12 protein-coding genes are annotated in these 13,482 nt (G+C 67.7%); 3 read left to right on the top strand and 9 right to left on the bottom strand.

Annotated elements, in window-relative coordinates; all coding sequences use genetic code 11:
- The 6 genes from ACTICP_RS03350 to rpsA all read right to left on the bottom strand — a co-directional run.
- Positions 1–1,136: O-acetylhomoserine aminocarboxypropyltransferase/cysteine synthase family protein (locus ACTICP_RS03350; RefSeq protein ID WP_441889491.1), on the bottom strand; the 1,136-nt coding region annotated here is incomplete at its 3' end.
- Positions 1,133–3,169, bottom strand: a complete 2,037-nt coding sequence (gene acs / locus ACTICP_RS03345; protein WP_441889489.1) for an acetate--CoA ligase — start codon at positions 3,167–3,169, stop codon at positions 1,133–1,135. The genes acs and ACTICP_RS03350, both read right to left, overlap by 4 nt.
- Positions 3,160–4,008 carry an ABC transporter permease gene (locus ACTICP_RS03340; protein ID WP_441889487.1) on the bottom strand — a complete coding sequence of 283 codons (849 nt, stop codon included), beginning with the start codon at positions 4,006–4,008 and terminating at the stop codon, positions 3,160–3,162. The genes acs and ACTICP_RS03340 overlap by 10 nt, the downstream gene beginning before the upstream one ends.
- Positions 4,008–5,036 carry an aliphatic sulfonate ABC transporter substrate-binding protein gene (locus ACTICP_RS03335; protein ID WP_441889485.1) on the bottom strand — a complete coding sequence of 343 codons (1,029 nt, stop codon included), beginning with the start codon at positions 5,034–5,036 and terminating at the stop codon, positions 4,008–4,010. The genes ACTICP_RS03340 and ACTICP_RS03335 overlap by 1 nt, the downstream gene beginning before the upstream one ends.
- Positions 5,033–5,875, bottom strand: coding sequence for an ABC transporter ATP-binding protein (locus ACTICP_RS03330; protein WP_441889483.1), 843 nt, complete (start codon positions 5,873–5,875; stop codon positions 5,033–5,035). Before ACTICP_RS03330 ends, ACTICP_RS03335 begins: the two co-directional genes overlap by 4 nt.
- Positions 5,876–6,024: 149 nt before the next feature.
- Positions 6,025–7,491: a 30S ribosomal protein S1 gene (gene rpsA, locus ACTICP_RS03325; protein ID WP_441889481.1), complete on the bottom strand. Its 1,467-nt coding sequence runs from the start codon at positions 7,489–7,491 to the stop codon at positions 6,025–6,027.
- 209 nt (positions 7,492–7,700) lie between these two features.
- On the opposite strand from rpsA, the gene ACTICP_RS03320 reads away from it, so the two are divergent.
- From ACTICP_RS03320 to ACTICP_RS03310, 3 genes are read left to right on the top strand one after another with little or no spacing between them, the layout of a single operon-like run.
- Positions 7,701–8,243 carry a hypothetical protein gene (locus ACTICP_RS03320; RefSeq protein ID WP_441889479.1) on the top strand — a complete coding sequence of 181 codons (543 nt, stop codon included), beginning with the start codon at positions 7,701–7,703 and terminating at the stop codon, positions 8,241–8,243.
- Between the two features lie 59 nt (positions 8,244–8,302).
- Positions 8,303–9,079 carry a hypothetical protein gene (locus ACTICP_RS03315; RefSeq protein ID WP_441889477.1) on the top strand — a complete coding sequence of 259 codons (777 nt, stop codon included), beginning with the start codon at positions 8,303–8,305 and terminating at the stop codon, positions 9,077–9,079.
- Positions 9,080–9,113: 34 nt separating this feature from the next.
- The gene (locus ACTICP_RS03310; RefSeq protein WP_441889475.1) at positions 9,114–10,034 is read left to right on the top strand and encodes a 5'-3' exonuclease; all 921 of its coding nucleotides are present in this window, start codon (positions 9,114–9,116) and stop codon (positions 10,032–10,034) included.
- A gap of 16 nt (positions 10,035–10,050) precedes the next feature.
- On the opposite strand, the gene ACTICP_RS03305 is transcribed toward ACTICP_RS03310, so the two are convergent.
- From ACTICP_RS03305 to trpD, 3 genes are read right to left on the bottom strand one after another with little or no spacing between them, the layout of a single operon-like run.
- Positions 10,051–11,298: an MFS transporter gene (locus ACTICP_RS03305; protein ID WP_441889473.1), complete on the bottom strand. Its 1,248-nt coding sequence runs from the start codon at positions 11,296–11,298 to the stop codon at positions 10,051–10,053.
- On the bottom strand, positions 11,295–12,281 hold the full coding sequence (locus tag ACTICP_RS03300) for a PHP domain-containing protein (RefSeq protein WP_441889471.1): 987 nt from the start codon (positions 12,279–12,281) through the stop codon (positions 11,295–11,297). The genes ACTICP_RS03305 and ACTICP_RS03300 overlap by 4 nt, the downstream gene beginning before the upstream one ends.
- A 6-nt stretch (positions 12,282–12,287) precedes the next feature.
- On the bottom strand, positions 12,288–13,352 hold the full coding sequence (gene trpD / locus ACTICP_RS03295; protein WP_441889469.1) for an anthranilate phosphoribosyltransferase: 1,065 nt from the start codon (positions 13,350–13,352) through the stop codon (positions 12,288–12,290).
- Between the last annotated feature and the right edge of the window lie 130 nt (positions 13,353–13,482).

Here is a 13,482-nt window from a genome sequence, read left to right as displayed (position 1 = left end):
AGTCTGCGCGCATCACCGATGTTCGCGAGGTGCGAGGCGAGCTGCAGATTCTCGATCAGGGTCTCGCCCGCGGCACGCCCATCGGATGCCGCGACGCCGAACGCGAAGACCGAGCCGGGCCCCAGCGGCAGGTACTTCGCTGCGCGCTCGTGGTGCGCGTGCGACTCGAGCCCCGCCCAGGTGACGTACGAGATGCGCGGGTCGGACTCCAGCCACTCCGCGACGATCCGAGCGTTCGCGAGATGGGCGTCGATGCGCTGCGGCAGCGTCTCGATACCCTGCAGCAGGTTGAACGCGGCCTGCGGGCTGAGCGCGGGCCCGATGTCACGCAACTGCTCGGAGCGGAGCTTGGTGAGGAATCCGTACTCGCCGAAGTTGTCCCACCACTTGATGCCGCCGTACGTCGAGACCGGCTCGGTCATCTCGGGGAACTTGCCGTTCCCCCAGTCGAACGTGCCCTTCTCGATGACGATGCCGCCCAGGGTCGTTCCGTGACCGCCGAGGAACTTCGTCACCGAGTGGATGACGATGTCAGCGCCGTGCTCGAGCGGACGCGCCAGGTACGGGGTCGCCAGGGTCGCATCGACGACGAGCGGCACGCCGGCCTCATGCGCGACGGCAGCCAGCCCCTCGATGTCGGCGATCTCGCCGGACGGGTTGCCGATCATCTCGACGTAGACGACCTTGGTCTCGGGGCGGATCGCGGCAGCGTAGTCGGCCGGGTCGGTCGAGGCCACGAAGGTCGTCTCGACGCCGAATCGGCGCAGCGTGACGTCGAGCTGGGTGACCGTGCCGCCGTAGAGCTGCGCGGAGGCGACGACGTGGTCACCGGCGCCGACGAGGGCGGCGAATGTGATGAATTCGGCGCTCATGCCGGATGCCGTGGCCACCGCTCCGATGCCGCCCTCGAGTGATGCCAGTCGCTCCTCGAGAGCTGCGACCGTGGGGTTGCCGATGCGGGAGTAGATGTTGCCGTACTTCTGCAGGGCGAACAGGTTTCCGGCATCCTGGGCGTCGTCGAATACGAACGAGGTGGTCTGGTAGATCGGCACGGCGCGCGCGCCGGTGGCGGCATCCGGTGTTCCGCCGGCGTGGAGGGCGCGGGTGCGGAACCCGAAGCGGTGTTCTTCCGTCATGACTTCCTTAGATCTGATCTCGAAAACTCTGCGAGGGCCGCGGCGACGCCATCGACGGCATCCGGGTTCTGCAGCGAGGTGGTGTCGCCGAGCGGCTGCGGTTCGCGGTTGGCGCGGCGATCCTGTTCAGCCTCCCACAGCTGCGCGAGCAGCCTGCGCATGATCTTGCCCGAGCGGGTCTTGGGCAGGTCGGGCACGACGACGACGTGCCGCGGTTTCGCGACGGGGCCGATCTCACGCGCGACGCGGCTCTGCAGAGCGGATGCCGTCACCTCGCCGTTTCCGGATGGCATGACGAACGCGACCACGGCCTGCCCGGTCAGGGCGTCGGAGACCCCGGCGGTGCCAGCCTCGCCTACGGTCGGATCGGCGACGAGGGCCGACTCGATCTCGATGGTCGACAGTCTGTGGCCGGAGACGTTGACGACGTCATCCAGCCGGCCGAGGATCCAGATGTGTCCGTCAGCATCGCGCGTGGCGCCGTCACCGGCGACGTAGTAGCCGCCGTACTCACCGTGCCCGGCGTACGTGGCCCAATACGAATCGCGGTACCGCTGCGGGTTGCCCCACACCGTGCGCGCCATGCCCGGCCAGGGGCCTCGTACGACGAGCGTTCCGGAGCGGCCAGCAGGGGCTTCGGCGCCGTTCTCGTCGACGACGGCGACATCGATGCCGGGCAGCGCCACGGATGCCGAGCCGGGTTTGAGCGTGGTCACCCCGGGCAGCGGCACGATCATCGCCGCGCCCGTCTCGGACTGCCACCAGGTGTCGATGATCGGCAGAGCGTCGCGTCCGAACGTGCGACGGAACCAGACCCACGCCTCGGGGTTGATCGCCTCGCCGACGGTGCCGAGCAGGCGGATGCTGGACAGGTCGTGCTCGCCGGGCAGCTCATCGCCGAACCAAGTCATGAACGTGCGGATCAGCGTGGGCGCCGTGTAGTAGACCGTCACGCCGTAGCGCTCGATGATCTCGAGGTGCCGCTCGCGGTGCGGGCTGTCGGGCGTGCCCTCGTAGATGACCTGCGTCAGGCCGTTCGACAGCGGCCCGTAGATCTCGTAGGTGTGCGCGGTGACCCAGGCGAGGTCGGCGGTGCACCAGTGCACGTCGTCGGGCTTGGCGTCGAAGTGGGCCCAGTGCGCCCAGCTCGCATGTGCGAGATAGCCGCCGGAGGTGTGCACCAGGCCCTTCGGTTTCCCTGTGGTGCCAGACGTGTAGATGATGAAGAGCGGATGCTCCGCATCGAACGGCTGGGCCTCATGCGTCTCGGCGGCCGTGTCGACCACGTCGTGCCACCAGAGGTCACGGCCGTCGGTCCACGGGACGTCCTGACCGGTGCGGCGGACCACGAGCACGTGCTCGAGGTCCGGGAGGTCGGCGGCGGCGATGTCGGCGGCCGATTTCACCTCGACTGCGTTGCCGCGCCGGTACTGTCCGTCGCTGGTGACGAGCAGCTTGGCACCGGTGTCGGCGAGCCGGAATCGCACGGCCTCCGCGGAGAATCCGCCGAACACGAGCGAATGCACGGCGCCGATGCGCGCACAGGCGAGCGCGATGACCACGGTCTCGATGAGAACCGGCAGGTAGACCACGACCCGGTCCCCCGGCACGATACCCAGCGCCGTCAGCGCGTTCGCGGCCTGCGACACGCGGCGCTGCAGATCGGCGTAGCTGACCGCGGTGCGGTCGCCGGGTTCGCCCTCGAAGTGCAGGGCGACCTTGTTTCCGCGACCGGCGTCGACGTGACGGTCGACGCAGTTGTATGCGACGTTCAGAGTGCCGCCGTCGAACCAGCGGGCCGCGGGGATCGCTCCGTCGGTCGGCGGTTGCCAGTCGAGGGCGGTGTGCCATGGCGTCGCCCAGTCCAGGCGCCTGGCGGCATCTTCCCAGAAGGCGATCGGGTCGTCATCCGCCCGGTCGTATATCTCTGCGGTGACGTTCGCCTGCGCGTGCAACTCCGGTGACGGCGGATAGACGCGATCCTCGATCAGCCGGGCTTCCGGGGTCGGCGATGTCTCGTCGATCACGTCCATCTCTTGAGCAGTCGCCTCTCGATGAAGCCGAGGATCGCGTTCGTGATGGTGCCCAGCAGCGCGAGCAGCACGATCGCGAGGAGGATGCGGTCGACACGGCCGTTGTTCTGCGAGTCGTCAAGCAAGAATCCGAGCCCCATCGACGAGGCAATCAGCTCGGCGGCGACGAGGAACAGCCACGACTGGGCGAGGGCCAGTCGCAGGCCGGACATGACCGAGGGGATGACGGCGGGCAGCTGCACCGTGCGGAACAGCGACCAACCGCGCAGGCTGAAGGAGCGTCCGGCCTCGACGAGCTGCGGGTCGACGTGCCGCAGCGCGTCGGCAACCGTGGTGTACACGGGGAAGAACGCACCGATCGTGATCAATGTGATCTTGGATTCCTCGCCGATCTGCATCCACAGGATCAACAGCGGCACCCAGGCCAGCGAGGGAACGGCCCGGAGCGCGGCGAGCGTCGGGCTCAGCAGCACGTCGCCGAGCCTCGACAGGCCGACGATCGCGGCGACGGCGAGACCGACGAGCGATCCGATCGCGAAGCCGAGCAGCACGCGCTGCACCGAGATCGCGATGTGGGTCCAGAGCTCGCCGCGTTCGGCGAGTTCGACACCGGCGGTGAACACGGATGCCGGGGTCGGCAGCCGGTACGCGGGGACGAGCCCTGACGTCGTGGCGATCTGCCAGACGAGGAGAATGACGACGGGCAGCAGGAGCCCGCCGATGAGGCGAACTCCCGGGCGGCGCCACACGCCGCGACCGCCAGTGCGGGTCGTGGCGCCCGGGAGTTCGAGCGCCCTCCGGGATCCTTCGAGCGCGGCGGCCTCGGAGACGTTGCTCATCAGCCCTCGACGGCCTTCTCAGCGAACTCGGCGTGGACGATCTCGGACAGTGCCGTGTCGACGGCATCCTGACCGCCCTGCACGTCACCGGAGTCGACGATCACCGGAGCGATCTTCTCGAGGACCTCGAGCTGCGCGTCGCCGGGAACGCCGTCGACGTCCAGGTTGGAGCGCTCCTCGATGACCGTGGTGGCCACGGCGATGTCGATGCCGGCGGCATCGGCGAGCAGCTGCGCGGTCTCCTCGGGGTTCTCGAGTGCCCACACGCGCGCGTCTTCGTAAGCGTCGACGACGGCCTGCGCGAGGTCGGCGTGCTCGGTGATGAACTCCTCGGTGGCGTTGAGGAAGCCGTAGGTGTTGAAGTCGACGTTGCGGTAGATCAGCTCGTCGCCGGACTCGACCTCCGCGGCGGCCATGATCGGGTCCAGGCCCGCCCAGGCGTCGACGGATCCCCCGTCGAGCGCCGCGCGGCCATCGGCGTGCTGCAGGTTCTGCACCTCGATGTCGTCGACGGTGAGGCCGCCCTCTTCGAGCGCCTGCAGCAAGAAGAAGTACGGGTCGGTGCCCTTGGTCGCGGCCACCGAGGTGCCGGCGAGGTCCTCCAGCGCGGTGATGTCGCTGTCGGGCCCGGTGACGATCGCCGACCATTCGGGCTGCGAGTAGATGTCGATGACCTTGATGGGCGAGCCATTGGCGCGAGCGAGCAGGGCCGCGGAGCCGGCGGTGGAGCCGACGTCGACCGAGCCCGAGCGCAGCAGCTCGTTGGCCTTGTTGGAGCCGGCCGACTGCACCCACTCGACCGTCACATCGTCGCCGAGGATCTCGTCGAGGATGCCCTGGTCCTTGATGACCAGGCTCAGCGGGTTGTAGGTGGCCCAGTCGACGGTCACGGTGCTCGCGGACCACTCACTGGAGGCGTCGGCAGGGGCGGCCCCGGCATTCTCGCCGGCGACGCAACCGGTCGCGATGAGCATCATCGCACCGGCGATCGCGGTCGCAGGGACGATTCGGCCGGTGTTGATGCTCATCGGTTCTCCAGGGTGTTGCTGTGGTGGGTGTCGACGCCGAGTCCTTCGAGGAGTTCGGCGCGCAGGGCCGCGATACCGCGATCGGCACGGTCGCGCGGGCGGATGCCGGGGACGTCGATCGTGCGGGCGATCGATGCGGCATCCGGGTCGGGGTCGCCGGTCAGCGAGCGCAACAGCAGCACGCGGTCCGCGAGGTAGAGGGCCTCTTCGACGTCGTGGGTGACGAGGAGGATGGTGGTCGGTTCGGCTGCGTGGATGTCGAGCAGCAGATCCTGCATACGCAGTCGGGTCAGAGCGTCGAGCGCGCCGAAGGGCTCGTCGAGCAGCAGCACGCTGGGGTTTCGGGCGAGGGCGCGGGCGAGCGACGCGCGCTGCGCCATGCCGCCGGAGACCTCACGGGGCCGCTGCGTGGCGGCATGCTCGAGCCCGACCAGGCGCAGCAATTCACCGACGCGCTCCTTGCGGGCGCTTCCGCGCAGACGGCGCGGCAGGCCGAGTTCGACGTTCTGCGCCAGGGTGCGCCACGGCAGAAGCCGCGGCTCTTGGAACGCGACCGCGGTGCGCTCATCGGTGTCTGTGACGCCTGAGCCGTCGATGGTGATGACACCGCCGGTGGGGGTGTCGAGACCGGCGACCAGTCGCAGGAGCGTCGACTTGCCGCATCCGGATGGTCCGACGACGGCGACGATCTCACCGGCACCGAGGTCTGTGTCGAGGCCGCGCAGCACCTGACGGCGCTCCTCGGCGACGGCGAAGTGTCGCTCCACGCCCTGCAGACGCACGGCGGTAGCGGCGCCCGCGGGCGTCTCGGTGCGCGGTGAGAGGAGTGCGGAGGTCATCTGTCCATCGTCGCGGAGCCGCCCGAATGTGACGAGTCGGAACGTAATGTTCCGTCACACATTGCGAATCTCGTGTATATGGAACGCGAAACGGGCCGCCACCCACGCCTGTGAAGGCGGGATGACGGCCCGATTCGAGTGAGACGTTGTTACACGTTGCCGCCCGAGAGCTTCTCGCGCAGAGCGGCGAGAGCCTCGTCATCAGCAAGCGTGCCGGCGCCGGATGCGTCGGCCGCGAACGACTGGCCGGCAACAGCAGCACCGAAGTCGTCACCCGCAGCGGCCTCGGCCTCTGCTGCCTTGACGACCGCAGCCTTGTGCGCTTCCCAGCGACCCTGGGCGGCCGCGTAGTCCTGCTCCCAGGCCTCGCGCTGAGCGTCGAAGCCTTCCTTCCATGCACCGGTCTCGGGGTCGAAGCCCTCCGGGTACTTGTACTCGCCGTTCTCGTCGTACTCGGCGAGCATGCCGTACAGGGCCGGGTCGAACTCGGTGCCGTTGGGGTCGACCGACTCGTTGGCCTGCTTGAGCGACAGCGAGATGCGACGACGCTCGAGGTCGATGTCAATGACCTTGACGAAGACCTCTTCACCGACGGAGACGACCTGCTCAGCCAGCTCGACGTGCTTGCTGGAGAGCTCGGAGATGTGCACGAGGCCCTCGATGCCGTCTGCGACGCGCACGAACGCACCGAACGGAACGAGCTTGGTGACCTTGCCCGGAGCGATCTGGCCGATCGCGTGGGTGCGGGCGAAGACCTGCCACGGGTCCTCCTGCGTCGCCTTGAGCGACAGGGAGACGCGCTCGCGGTCGAGGTCGACCTCAAGGATCTCGACGGTGACCTCCTGGCCGACCTCGACGACCTCGGAGGCGTGCTCGATGTGCTTCCAAGACAGCTCGGAGACGTGCACGAGGCCGTCAACGCCGCCCAGGTCGACGAACGCACCGAAGTTGACGATCGACGAGACCTGGCCCTTGCGGACCTGGCCCTTGTGCAGGTTGTTGAGGAAGTTCGAGCGCGACTCGGACTGCGTCTGCTCGAGCAGCGCACGGCGGCTGAGCACGACGTTGTTGCGGTTCTTGTCCAGCTCGAGGATCTTCGCCTCGATCTCCTGGCCCAGGTACGGGGTCAGGTCGCGGACGCGGCGCAGCTCGATGAGCGATGCCGGCAGGAAGCCGCGCAGGCCGATGTCGACGATGAGGCCGCCCTTGACGACCTCGATGACGGTGCCGGTGACGACGCCGTCGTCTTCCTTGATCTTCTCGACGTCTCCCCAGGCGCGCTCGTACTGTGCGCGCTTCTTGGAGAGGATCAGACGGCCTTCCTTGTCCTCCTTCTGGAGAACGAGAGCCTCGACCTCGTCGCCGACCTGGACGACCTCATTGGGGTCGACGTCGTGCTTGATGGAAAGTTCGCGGGAGGGGATGACACCCTCGGTCTTGTATCCGACGTCGAGCAGAACCTCATCGCGGTCGATCTTGACGATCGTGCCTTCGATGATGTCGCCGTCGTTGAAGAACTTCAGAGTCTTCTCGACCGCGGCCAGGAAGTCCTCAGCAGATCCGATGTCATTGATGGCGACCTGCTTGGTGGCCGGGGCGGTCGTTGCGGTAGTCATGTAGTGGGTTGTCCTTGTGGGTGGATACTCAGGCCTCTCCGGAATTCGCGCATGCGTGAACCCGCTGGAGAAGCAGATGGATTTGGTTGATGACACATGGGCGCGCGTATGCACGTCACGAGTGACACTTCAGATTATCAGAGATCGGCCATCTCTGGTGCTGTGGATAACTTCGATGGGATGCCGCGGGTTCACGTTAGCGTTGGCCCGTGAGTTCCCTGCGATCGAAGACGAGCCGGATCAGGATGCTGGCGCTGCTGGCCCTGGCCGGCGCAACACTCAGCGCGTGCGCCCCGACACCCGAGCCGACCCCCACGCCGACCGCCGCATTCGCCAGCGAAGAGGAAGCCTTCGCTGCCGCAGAAGAGACGTATCGGGCTTACAACGATGCAGGTAACGCACGCCGAAATGGTGACCAGGATCCAAACCCACAAGATTTCTTGACTGGCACCGCTCTCAACGGAGATATCGACGCGCTTAATCAACTGCGGACTGCCGGCAGGCACCTTATTGGCGAAGTGGCTGTCGCTTCAGTCAAGCCGGTGGCCGCCGACATCGGCGACGGCGAGACGCAGGTGGACATTATCGTCTGCCTTGATGTAACCGACACTCACGTCGTTGACGATGACGGAACTGATGTAACTCCAACCAGCCGAGATCTGTTGATTGCCCAAGCAGTTTCGCTAATCGAGGTCGAACAGAGCCTCCTGATCTCGCTGGAGGATTCAGCAGAGGGAGAGCCGTGTCAATGAGACTGGTTGGCGCCGCCATTCTGGCTACCGGGTGCGCACTGCTGTCTATACCTACCGGCGTGGCAGCGTCCGGCGCTCCTTGCGCCAAGGAACTTGAGATCCTCGGCCTATGCGATACCAACACCGGGTCCGAGATCATCATCGACGGGTCGAAGCAGACTCCGCACGACCCCGGAACGACGCCCGTCGACGACGCTGGATGGCAGCCACCCGTCGCCGATGCTGAGCCCCCTCCGACTCGGGATGAGGTTTTCTCCAGGTGCCTCGTCGTCTGGGACTCGTACCGACGGTGCTTCCTCGAGCAGGAGAAGCCTGACGAAGCCAGGGACGAGGAGGAGGATGCCGCCGCTCTCCCTGCGATCACGATCTCCGATCTCGCCCGGTTCGCGCCCGACGGTGCCGTCGTCACGGGCGAGCCCGACAACGTCGGCGTCGCCGGTCTGCCGACGAACTTCGTGACCACCGCATCCGAACAGACCGTCGATGCCACCCTGTTCGGGTTCCCCGTCTCCGTCCGCTTCACTCCCGCCGCATACGACTTCTCCTTCGGCGACGGCACGACGGTCACCACCACCTCCGGCGGTGCGACCTGGGCCGACCTCGATCAGGCGCAGTTCACACCGACTGACACGAGCCATACCTATCGCGAACGCGGCACATACACAGCCCAGGCCGACGTCCGCTACACCGCCGAAGTCGACTTCGGCATCGGCTGGTTCCCGATCACGGGTGAGGTCACCTCCCCCGGCGCGCCACAGGAGATCCGCATCTTCGAAGCGCACACCGCGCTCGTCGCGCACACCTGCGAACAGGCACCCAGCTCCCCCGGCTGCTGACCGCCCGCACCACTCCCTGTGACAAGCTGATCCCATGAGCGACAGACTGATGCTTCTGGACACCGCGTCTCTCTACTTCCGCGCCTTCTTCGGCGTGCCGGACAAGGTCAAGGCTCCGGACGGCACCTCGGTCAACGCCGCCCGCGGCCTGCTCGACATCATCGCGAAGCTCGTCACCCTGTACGAGCCCACGCACATCGTCGCGTGCTGGGACGACGACTGGCGTCCGCAGTGGCGCGTCGATCTCATCCCGACGTACAAGACGCACCGCGTCGTCGAAGTCGTGGCCGCAGGGCCCGACGTCGAAGAGGTTCCCGATCCGCTCGAAGCGCAGCTCCCCCTCATCCGCGAGTCGCTCGCAGCCCTGCGCATCCCGATCATCGGCGTCGCCGAGCACGAGGCCGATGACGTCATCGGCACACTCGCCACGCGGTCGACCATGCCCGTCGACGTCGTCACCGGTGACCGCGATCTGTTCCAGCTCGTCGATGACGGCCGCGGCGTCCGCGTGGTATACACCGCCCGCGGCATGAGCAACCTCGAGGTGCTCACGGATGAGTCGATCGTCGCGAAGTACGGTGTGCTCCCGACGCAGTACGCCGACTTCGCGACCATGCGCGGCGACGCCTCCGATGGGCTCCCCGGGGTCGCGGGCGTCGGCGAGAAGACCGCCGCGACGCTCCTGCAGGCGCACGGCGACCTTGCCGGCATCCGCGCTGCCGCCGCCGCTGGCGAGGGGATGAGCGCCGGCGTGCGGGCGAAGGTCATCGCCGCATCCGACTATCTCGACGTCGCGCCCACGGTCGTCGAGGTCGCACGAAACCTCAACATCGAGGTGCCCGCCGAGCCGGTGCGTGCGCTCGATCCGTCGGAAGTGGACGCCGCGACCGCCCTCGCGGCCCAGTGGAATCTCGGATCATCCATGAACCGCGCGGTCGCGGCACTCGCTCGCTGACGGCGCAGCGCGGCCATCAGCTGCGACGGAACGCCACCGCCATCGCCGATATCAACGCGCTCGTATAGAGCACGACCACGGCGAGCACCGCGATCAGCGGCACCTGCCAGCCTCCGCTCGCCTCCTGCACAGCGCCCATGATCGGTGCGCCGAGGGCGGCGAACAGATATCCGCCGCCCTGCACCAGCGCCGACATCGTGGCGGCTTCGGCATCCGACCGAGACGCCCGCACGAGACCGGTGAAGATCAGCACGAATCCGCTCGAATGCGCCACGGCACCGAACGATGCCCACAGGGCCGCAAGGTCGGGGGCGACCAGCATCCCGATCACCATGACCGTGAAGCAGCCGCCGAGAAGCAGGCCAGACGGAACCGCACCGACATAGCGCAGCAGCAACGGGGCGATCATCGCCCCCGCGATCGCAACACCCTGGAACACCGATGCCAGCGCGCCGGCGGCCGCGGCATCCACGTCGGTCGCATCGAGCAGGATCGTCGGCAGCCAGGTCGACAGTGCGTAGTACACCGCCGACTGCGAGGCGAACGCGACCAGCAGCAGCCACACGATCGGGCGTCGCAGGATCGCGGCGACCCTGTTGTCGACGACCACCGGCATCGGCCCGGTGATACTCGCCGTGTCCACATGGCGATTCCCGCGGTACTCCGGGGCCTCTCCCGAGGCCCGCTCGGCCGATCCCCACGACCGCGACCGCACGATGTGCACGATCCACAGCGCTATGCCGAGAATGGTGAAGCCGCCCCACAGCACCAGCGCGAGCGACCATCCGGTGGCCTCGGCCACCGGCACCGTGGCCAGCGCCGTGAGCAGCGACCCGGCGTTCAGCGTCGCGGAGTACGCCGCGGTCGCGATCGCGGTGCGCTCGGGCGGGAGATCCCGCCGGATGATCACCGGGATCACGACGTTTCCGATCGCGATCGCCGCTCCGATGATGATCATTCCGGCGAGCATCGACCCGAACCCCGGGAGCGCGCGCACGAGCGTTCCGACCATGACGCCGGCGAGCGAGAGCAGCAGGGCGATCTCGGCACCGGCACGCCGGATCACGAGCGCCGCGAGCGGTGTGATCACGGCGAACATGACCACCGGCGCCGTCGTGAGCAGACCGGCCGATGCCGTGCTGATCCCGAGGTCCGCGATGATGTCCGGCAGTACGGGGGTCAGCGCGATGATCGGCCCGCGCAAGCTCAGCGCCGCGACGAGGATGCCGATCAGCACCAACCACGGGATGGCGCGTCGTGTCATTCCGCCCACGCCTTCAACCGGTCAAGACCCCAGGTCGTCACGACCCGCTCCGCAGGAACCCCGGCCTTCTCAGCGCGCTCCGCGCCGTAGTCGAGCAGCGAGAGCTGGCCGGGCGCGTGGGCATCCGAGTCGATCGAGAACAGGCATCCGGCATCCATCGCGATCGCGATCAGCTCATCCGGCGGATCCTGACGTTCGGGTCGCGAATTGATCTCGACGGCAACGCCGTGCTCGGCGCACGCGTCGAAAACGGCGTGCGCGTCGAACTGCGACGGCGGGCGCGTGCCGCGCTCCCCCTGCACGAGCCGGCCGGTGCAATGCCCCAGCACATTCACGTGCGGCTGCGAGACGGCCGCGACCATGCGCCGGGTCATCTCGCGGGAGGGCATGCGCAATTTGGAATGAACGGATGCCACGACGATGTCGAGCTCTGTCAACAGCGCGGCATCCTGATCGAGCGCGCCATCGTCGAGGATATCGACCTCGATGCCGGCGAGCACGGTGAGCGTGCCTGCGGATGCTTTCCGCACCAGCGGCATCTGCTCGCGCAGCCGTTCCGCCGAGAGCCCCCGAGCGACCCTCAGACGCGGCGAATGGTCCGTGATCGCGAGATATTCGTGCCCGAGAGCCCGCGCGGCGTCCACCATCACCTCGATCGGCGTCGTGCCGTCCGACCACTCGGTGTGCGCGTGCAGGTCTCCGCGCAGTTTCGCGCGCAGCGCCGACGTGCGCTCCGGTGCAACCTCACCTCGCAGATCAGTGAGGTACTCGGGCACCGCGCCCGACTGCGCCTGGCGGATCACGCCGAACGTCGACTCGCCGATGCCCTCGGCGGCGCGCAGCCGCGTCGGATCGTTCACCACGTCGGCAGGCAGCGCCTTCAGCGTGGCAGCCGCTTTGCGGAACGCCTTCGCTCGGTAGCGCGAAGCGCGTTCCCGCTCGAGCAGTGACGCGATCTCCAGCAGCGCGTCGATCGGATCCATGTCACCTCACGCCGTGGCCAGCTCGCGCGTGGCCGACACCCAGGATTCGAGCTTCGCCGCGGCGCTGCCGTCGTCGATCGCGGCCTCGGCGCGCGCGTACCCGTCGCGGAGCCGGTCGAGGATCGGGCGTGTGACGAGCGTCGCATCCTGCGACAGCTCGTAGGCGACGATCCCCGCGGCCGCATTCAGCAGCACGATCTCGCGCACCGGGCCCTTCGTGCCGCTGAGCGTGTCCTTCAGCACACCGGCGTTGTGCTCCGGGGAGCCGCCGATCAGGTCGGCGAGATCTGCTGTGGGAATGCCGAGATCACGAGGATCGAGGTCGTGCTCGTGAATGTCGCCGAGCGAGACCTCCCAGATCCTGCTGTGCCCGGTCGTCGTCAGCTCGTCCAGCCCGTCATCGCCGCGGAATACGAGCGCTGTCGCACCACGGGTGCGGAACACGCCCGTGATCAGCGGTACGCGCTCGAGCTGGGCCACACCCACCGCGTTCGCCTCGGCCCGTGCCGGGTTGCAGAGCGGACCGAGCATGTTGAAAACGGTCGGGATTCCGAGCTGGCCGCGTGCGCCGCCGGCGTGCTTGAACCCGGGGTGGAACGCCGCAGCCCAAGCGAAGGTGATGCCGGTCCGGTCGAGCACACTCGCAACGTCGGCAGGCGACAGGGAGAGCTGAAGGCCGAGGGCACCGAGCACATCGGAGGACCCGGATGCCGAGCTCGCCGCGCGGTTTCCGTGCTTGACGACCGGGATACCGGTGGCACCGATGATGATGGCCGCAGTGGTCGACACGTTGACGGTGCCGACGCGGTCGCCGCCGGTGCCGACGATGTCGAGGACGTTCGGCGAGACCGGGAGCGGCACAGCGGATTCGAGGATGGCGTCGCGGAAGCCGACGATCTCATCGATCGTCTCGCCCTTGGCGCGGAGAGCCACGAGGAATCCAGCGATCTGTGCGTCGGAGACTTTGCCCTGCATCACCTGCCGCATCGCCCAGGTCGACTCCCACACACTGAGGTCGCGCCTCTCCAGAAGCGTCGTGAGCACATCGGGCCAGGTCAGGGAATCAGCCATGTCTGCGATCTTATCGGCGCGGCAGGATTCCTCGCGCACAGTGACAGCTCGCGACATGGGCCCGCGTACCGCGGATTCACCGTGAATTCGCAGGGTTCTCTTAGGGTCTCCTAAGTCACGGAACAGCGAA

Origin of the sequence: Microbacterium sp., from assembly GCF_052102115.1 — a bacterium.
Classification (GTDB): domain Bacteria; phylum Actinomycetota; class Actinomycetes; order Actinomycetales; family Microbacteriaceae; genus Microbacterium.
The sequence above is the reverse complement of the archived record's forward strand: the minus strand, read 5'-3'. Positions and strand labels throughout refer to the sequence as shown.

What these genes read in the sequence shown, in the direction of transcription:
- ACTICP_RS03300 (WP_441889471.1), bottom strand. Translation starts at nt 12,281, where the DNA reads ATGGATCCGATCGACGCGCTGCTGGAGATCGCGTCACTGCTCGAGCGG.
- ACTICP_RS03305 (WP_441889473.1), bottom strand. Translation starts at nt 11,298, where the DNA reads ATGACACGACGCGCCATCCCGTGGTTGGTGCTGATCGGCATCCTCGTC.
- acs (WP_441889489.1), bottom strand. Translation starts at nt 3,169, where the DNA reads ATGGACGTGATCGACGAGACATCGCCGACCCCGGAAGCCCGGCTGATC.
- ACTICP_RS03310 (WP_441889475.1), top strand. Translation starts at nt 9,114, where the DNA reads ATGAGCGACAGACTGATGCTTCTGGACACCGCGTCTCTCTACTTCCGC.
- ACTICP_RS03335 (WP_441889485.1), bottom strand. Translation starts at nt 5,036, where the DNA reads ATGAGCATCAACACCGGCCGAATCGTCCCTGCGACCGCGATCGCCGGT.
- ACTICP_RS03340 (WP_441889487.1), bottom strand. Translation starts at nt 4,008, where the DNA reads ATGAGCAACGTCTCCGAGGCCGCCGCGCTCGAAGGATCCCGGAGGGCG.
- trpD (WP_441889469.1), bottom strand. Translation starts at nt 13,352, where the DNA reads ATGGCTGATTCCCTGACCTGGCCCGATGTGCTCACGACGCTTCTGGAG.
- rpsA (WP_441889481.1), bottom strand. Translation starts at nt 7,491, where the DNA reads ATGACTACCGCAACGACCGCCCCGGCCACCAAGCAGGTCGCCATCAAT.
- ACTICP_RS03330 (WP_441889483.1), bottom strand. Translation starts at nt 5,875, where the DNA reads ATGACCTCCGCACTCCTCTCACCGCGCACCGAGACGCCCGCGGGCGCC.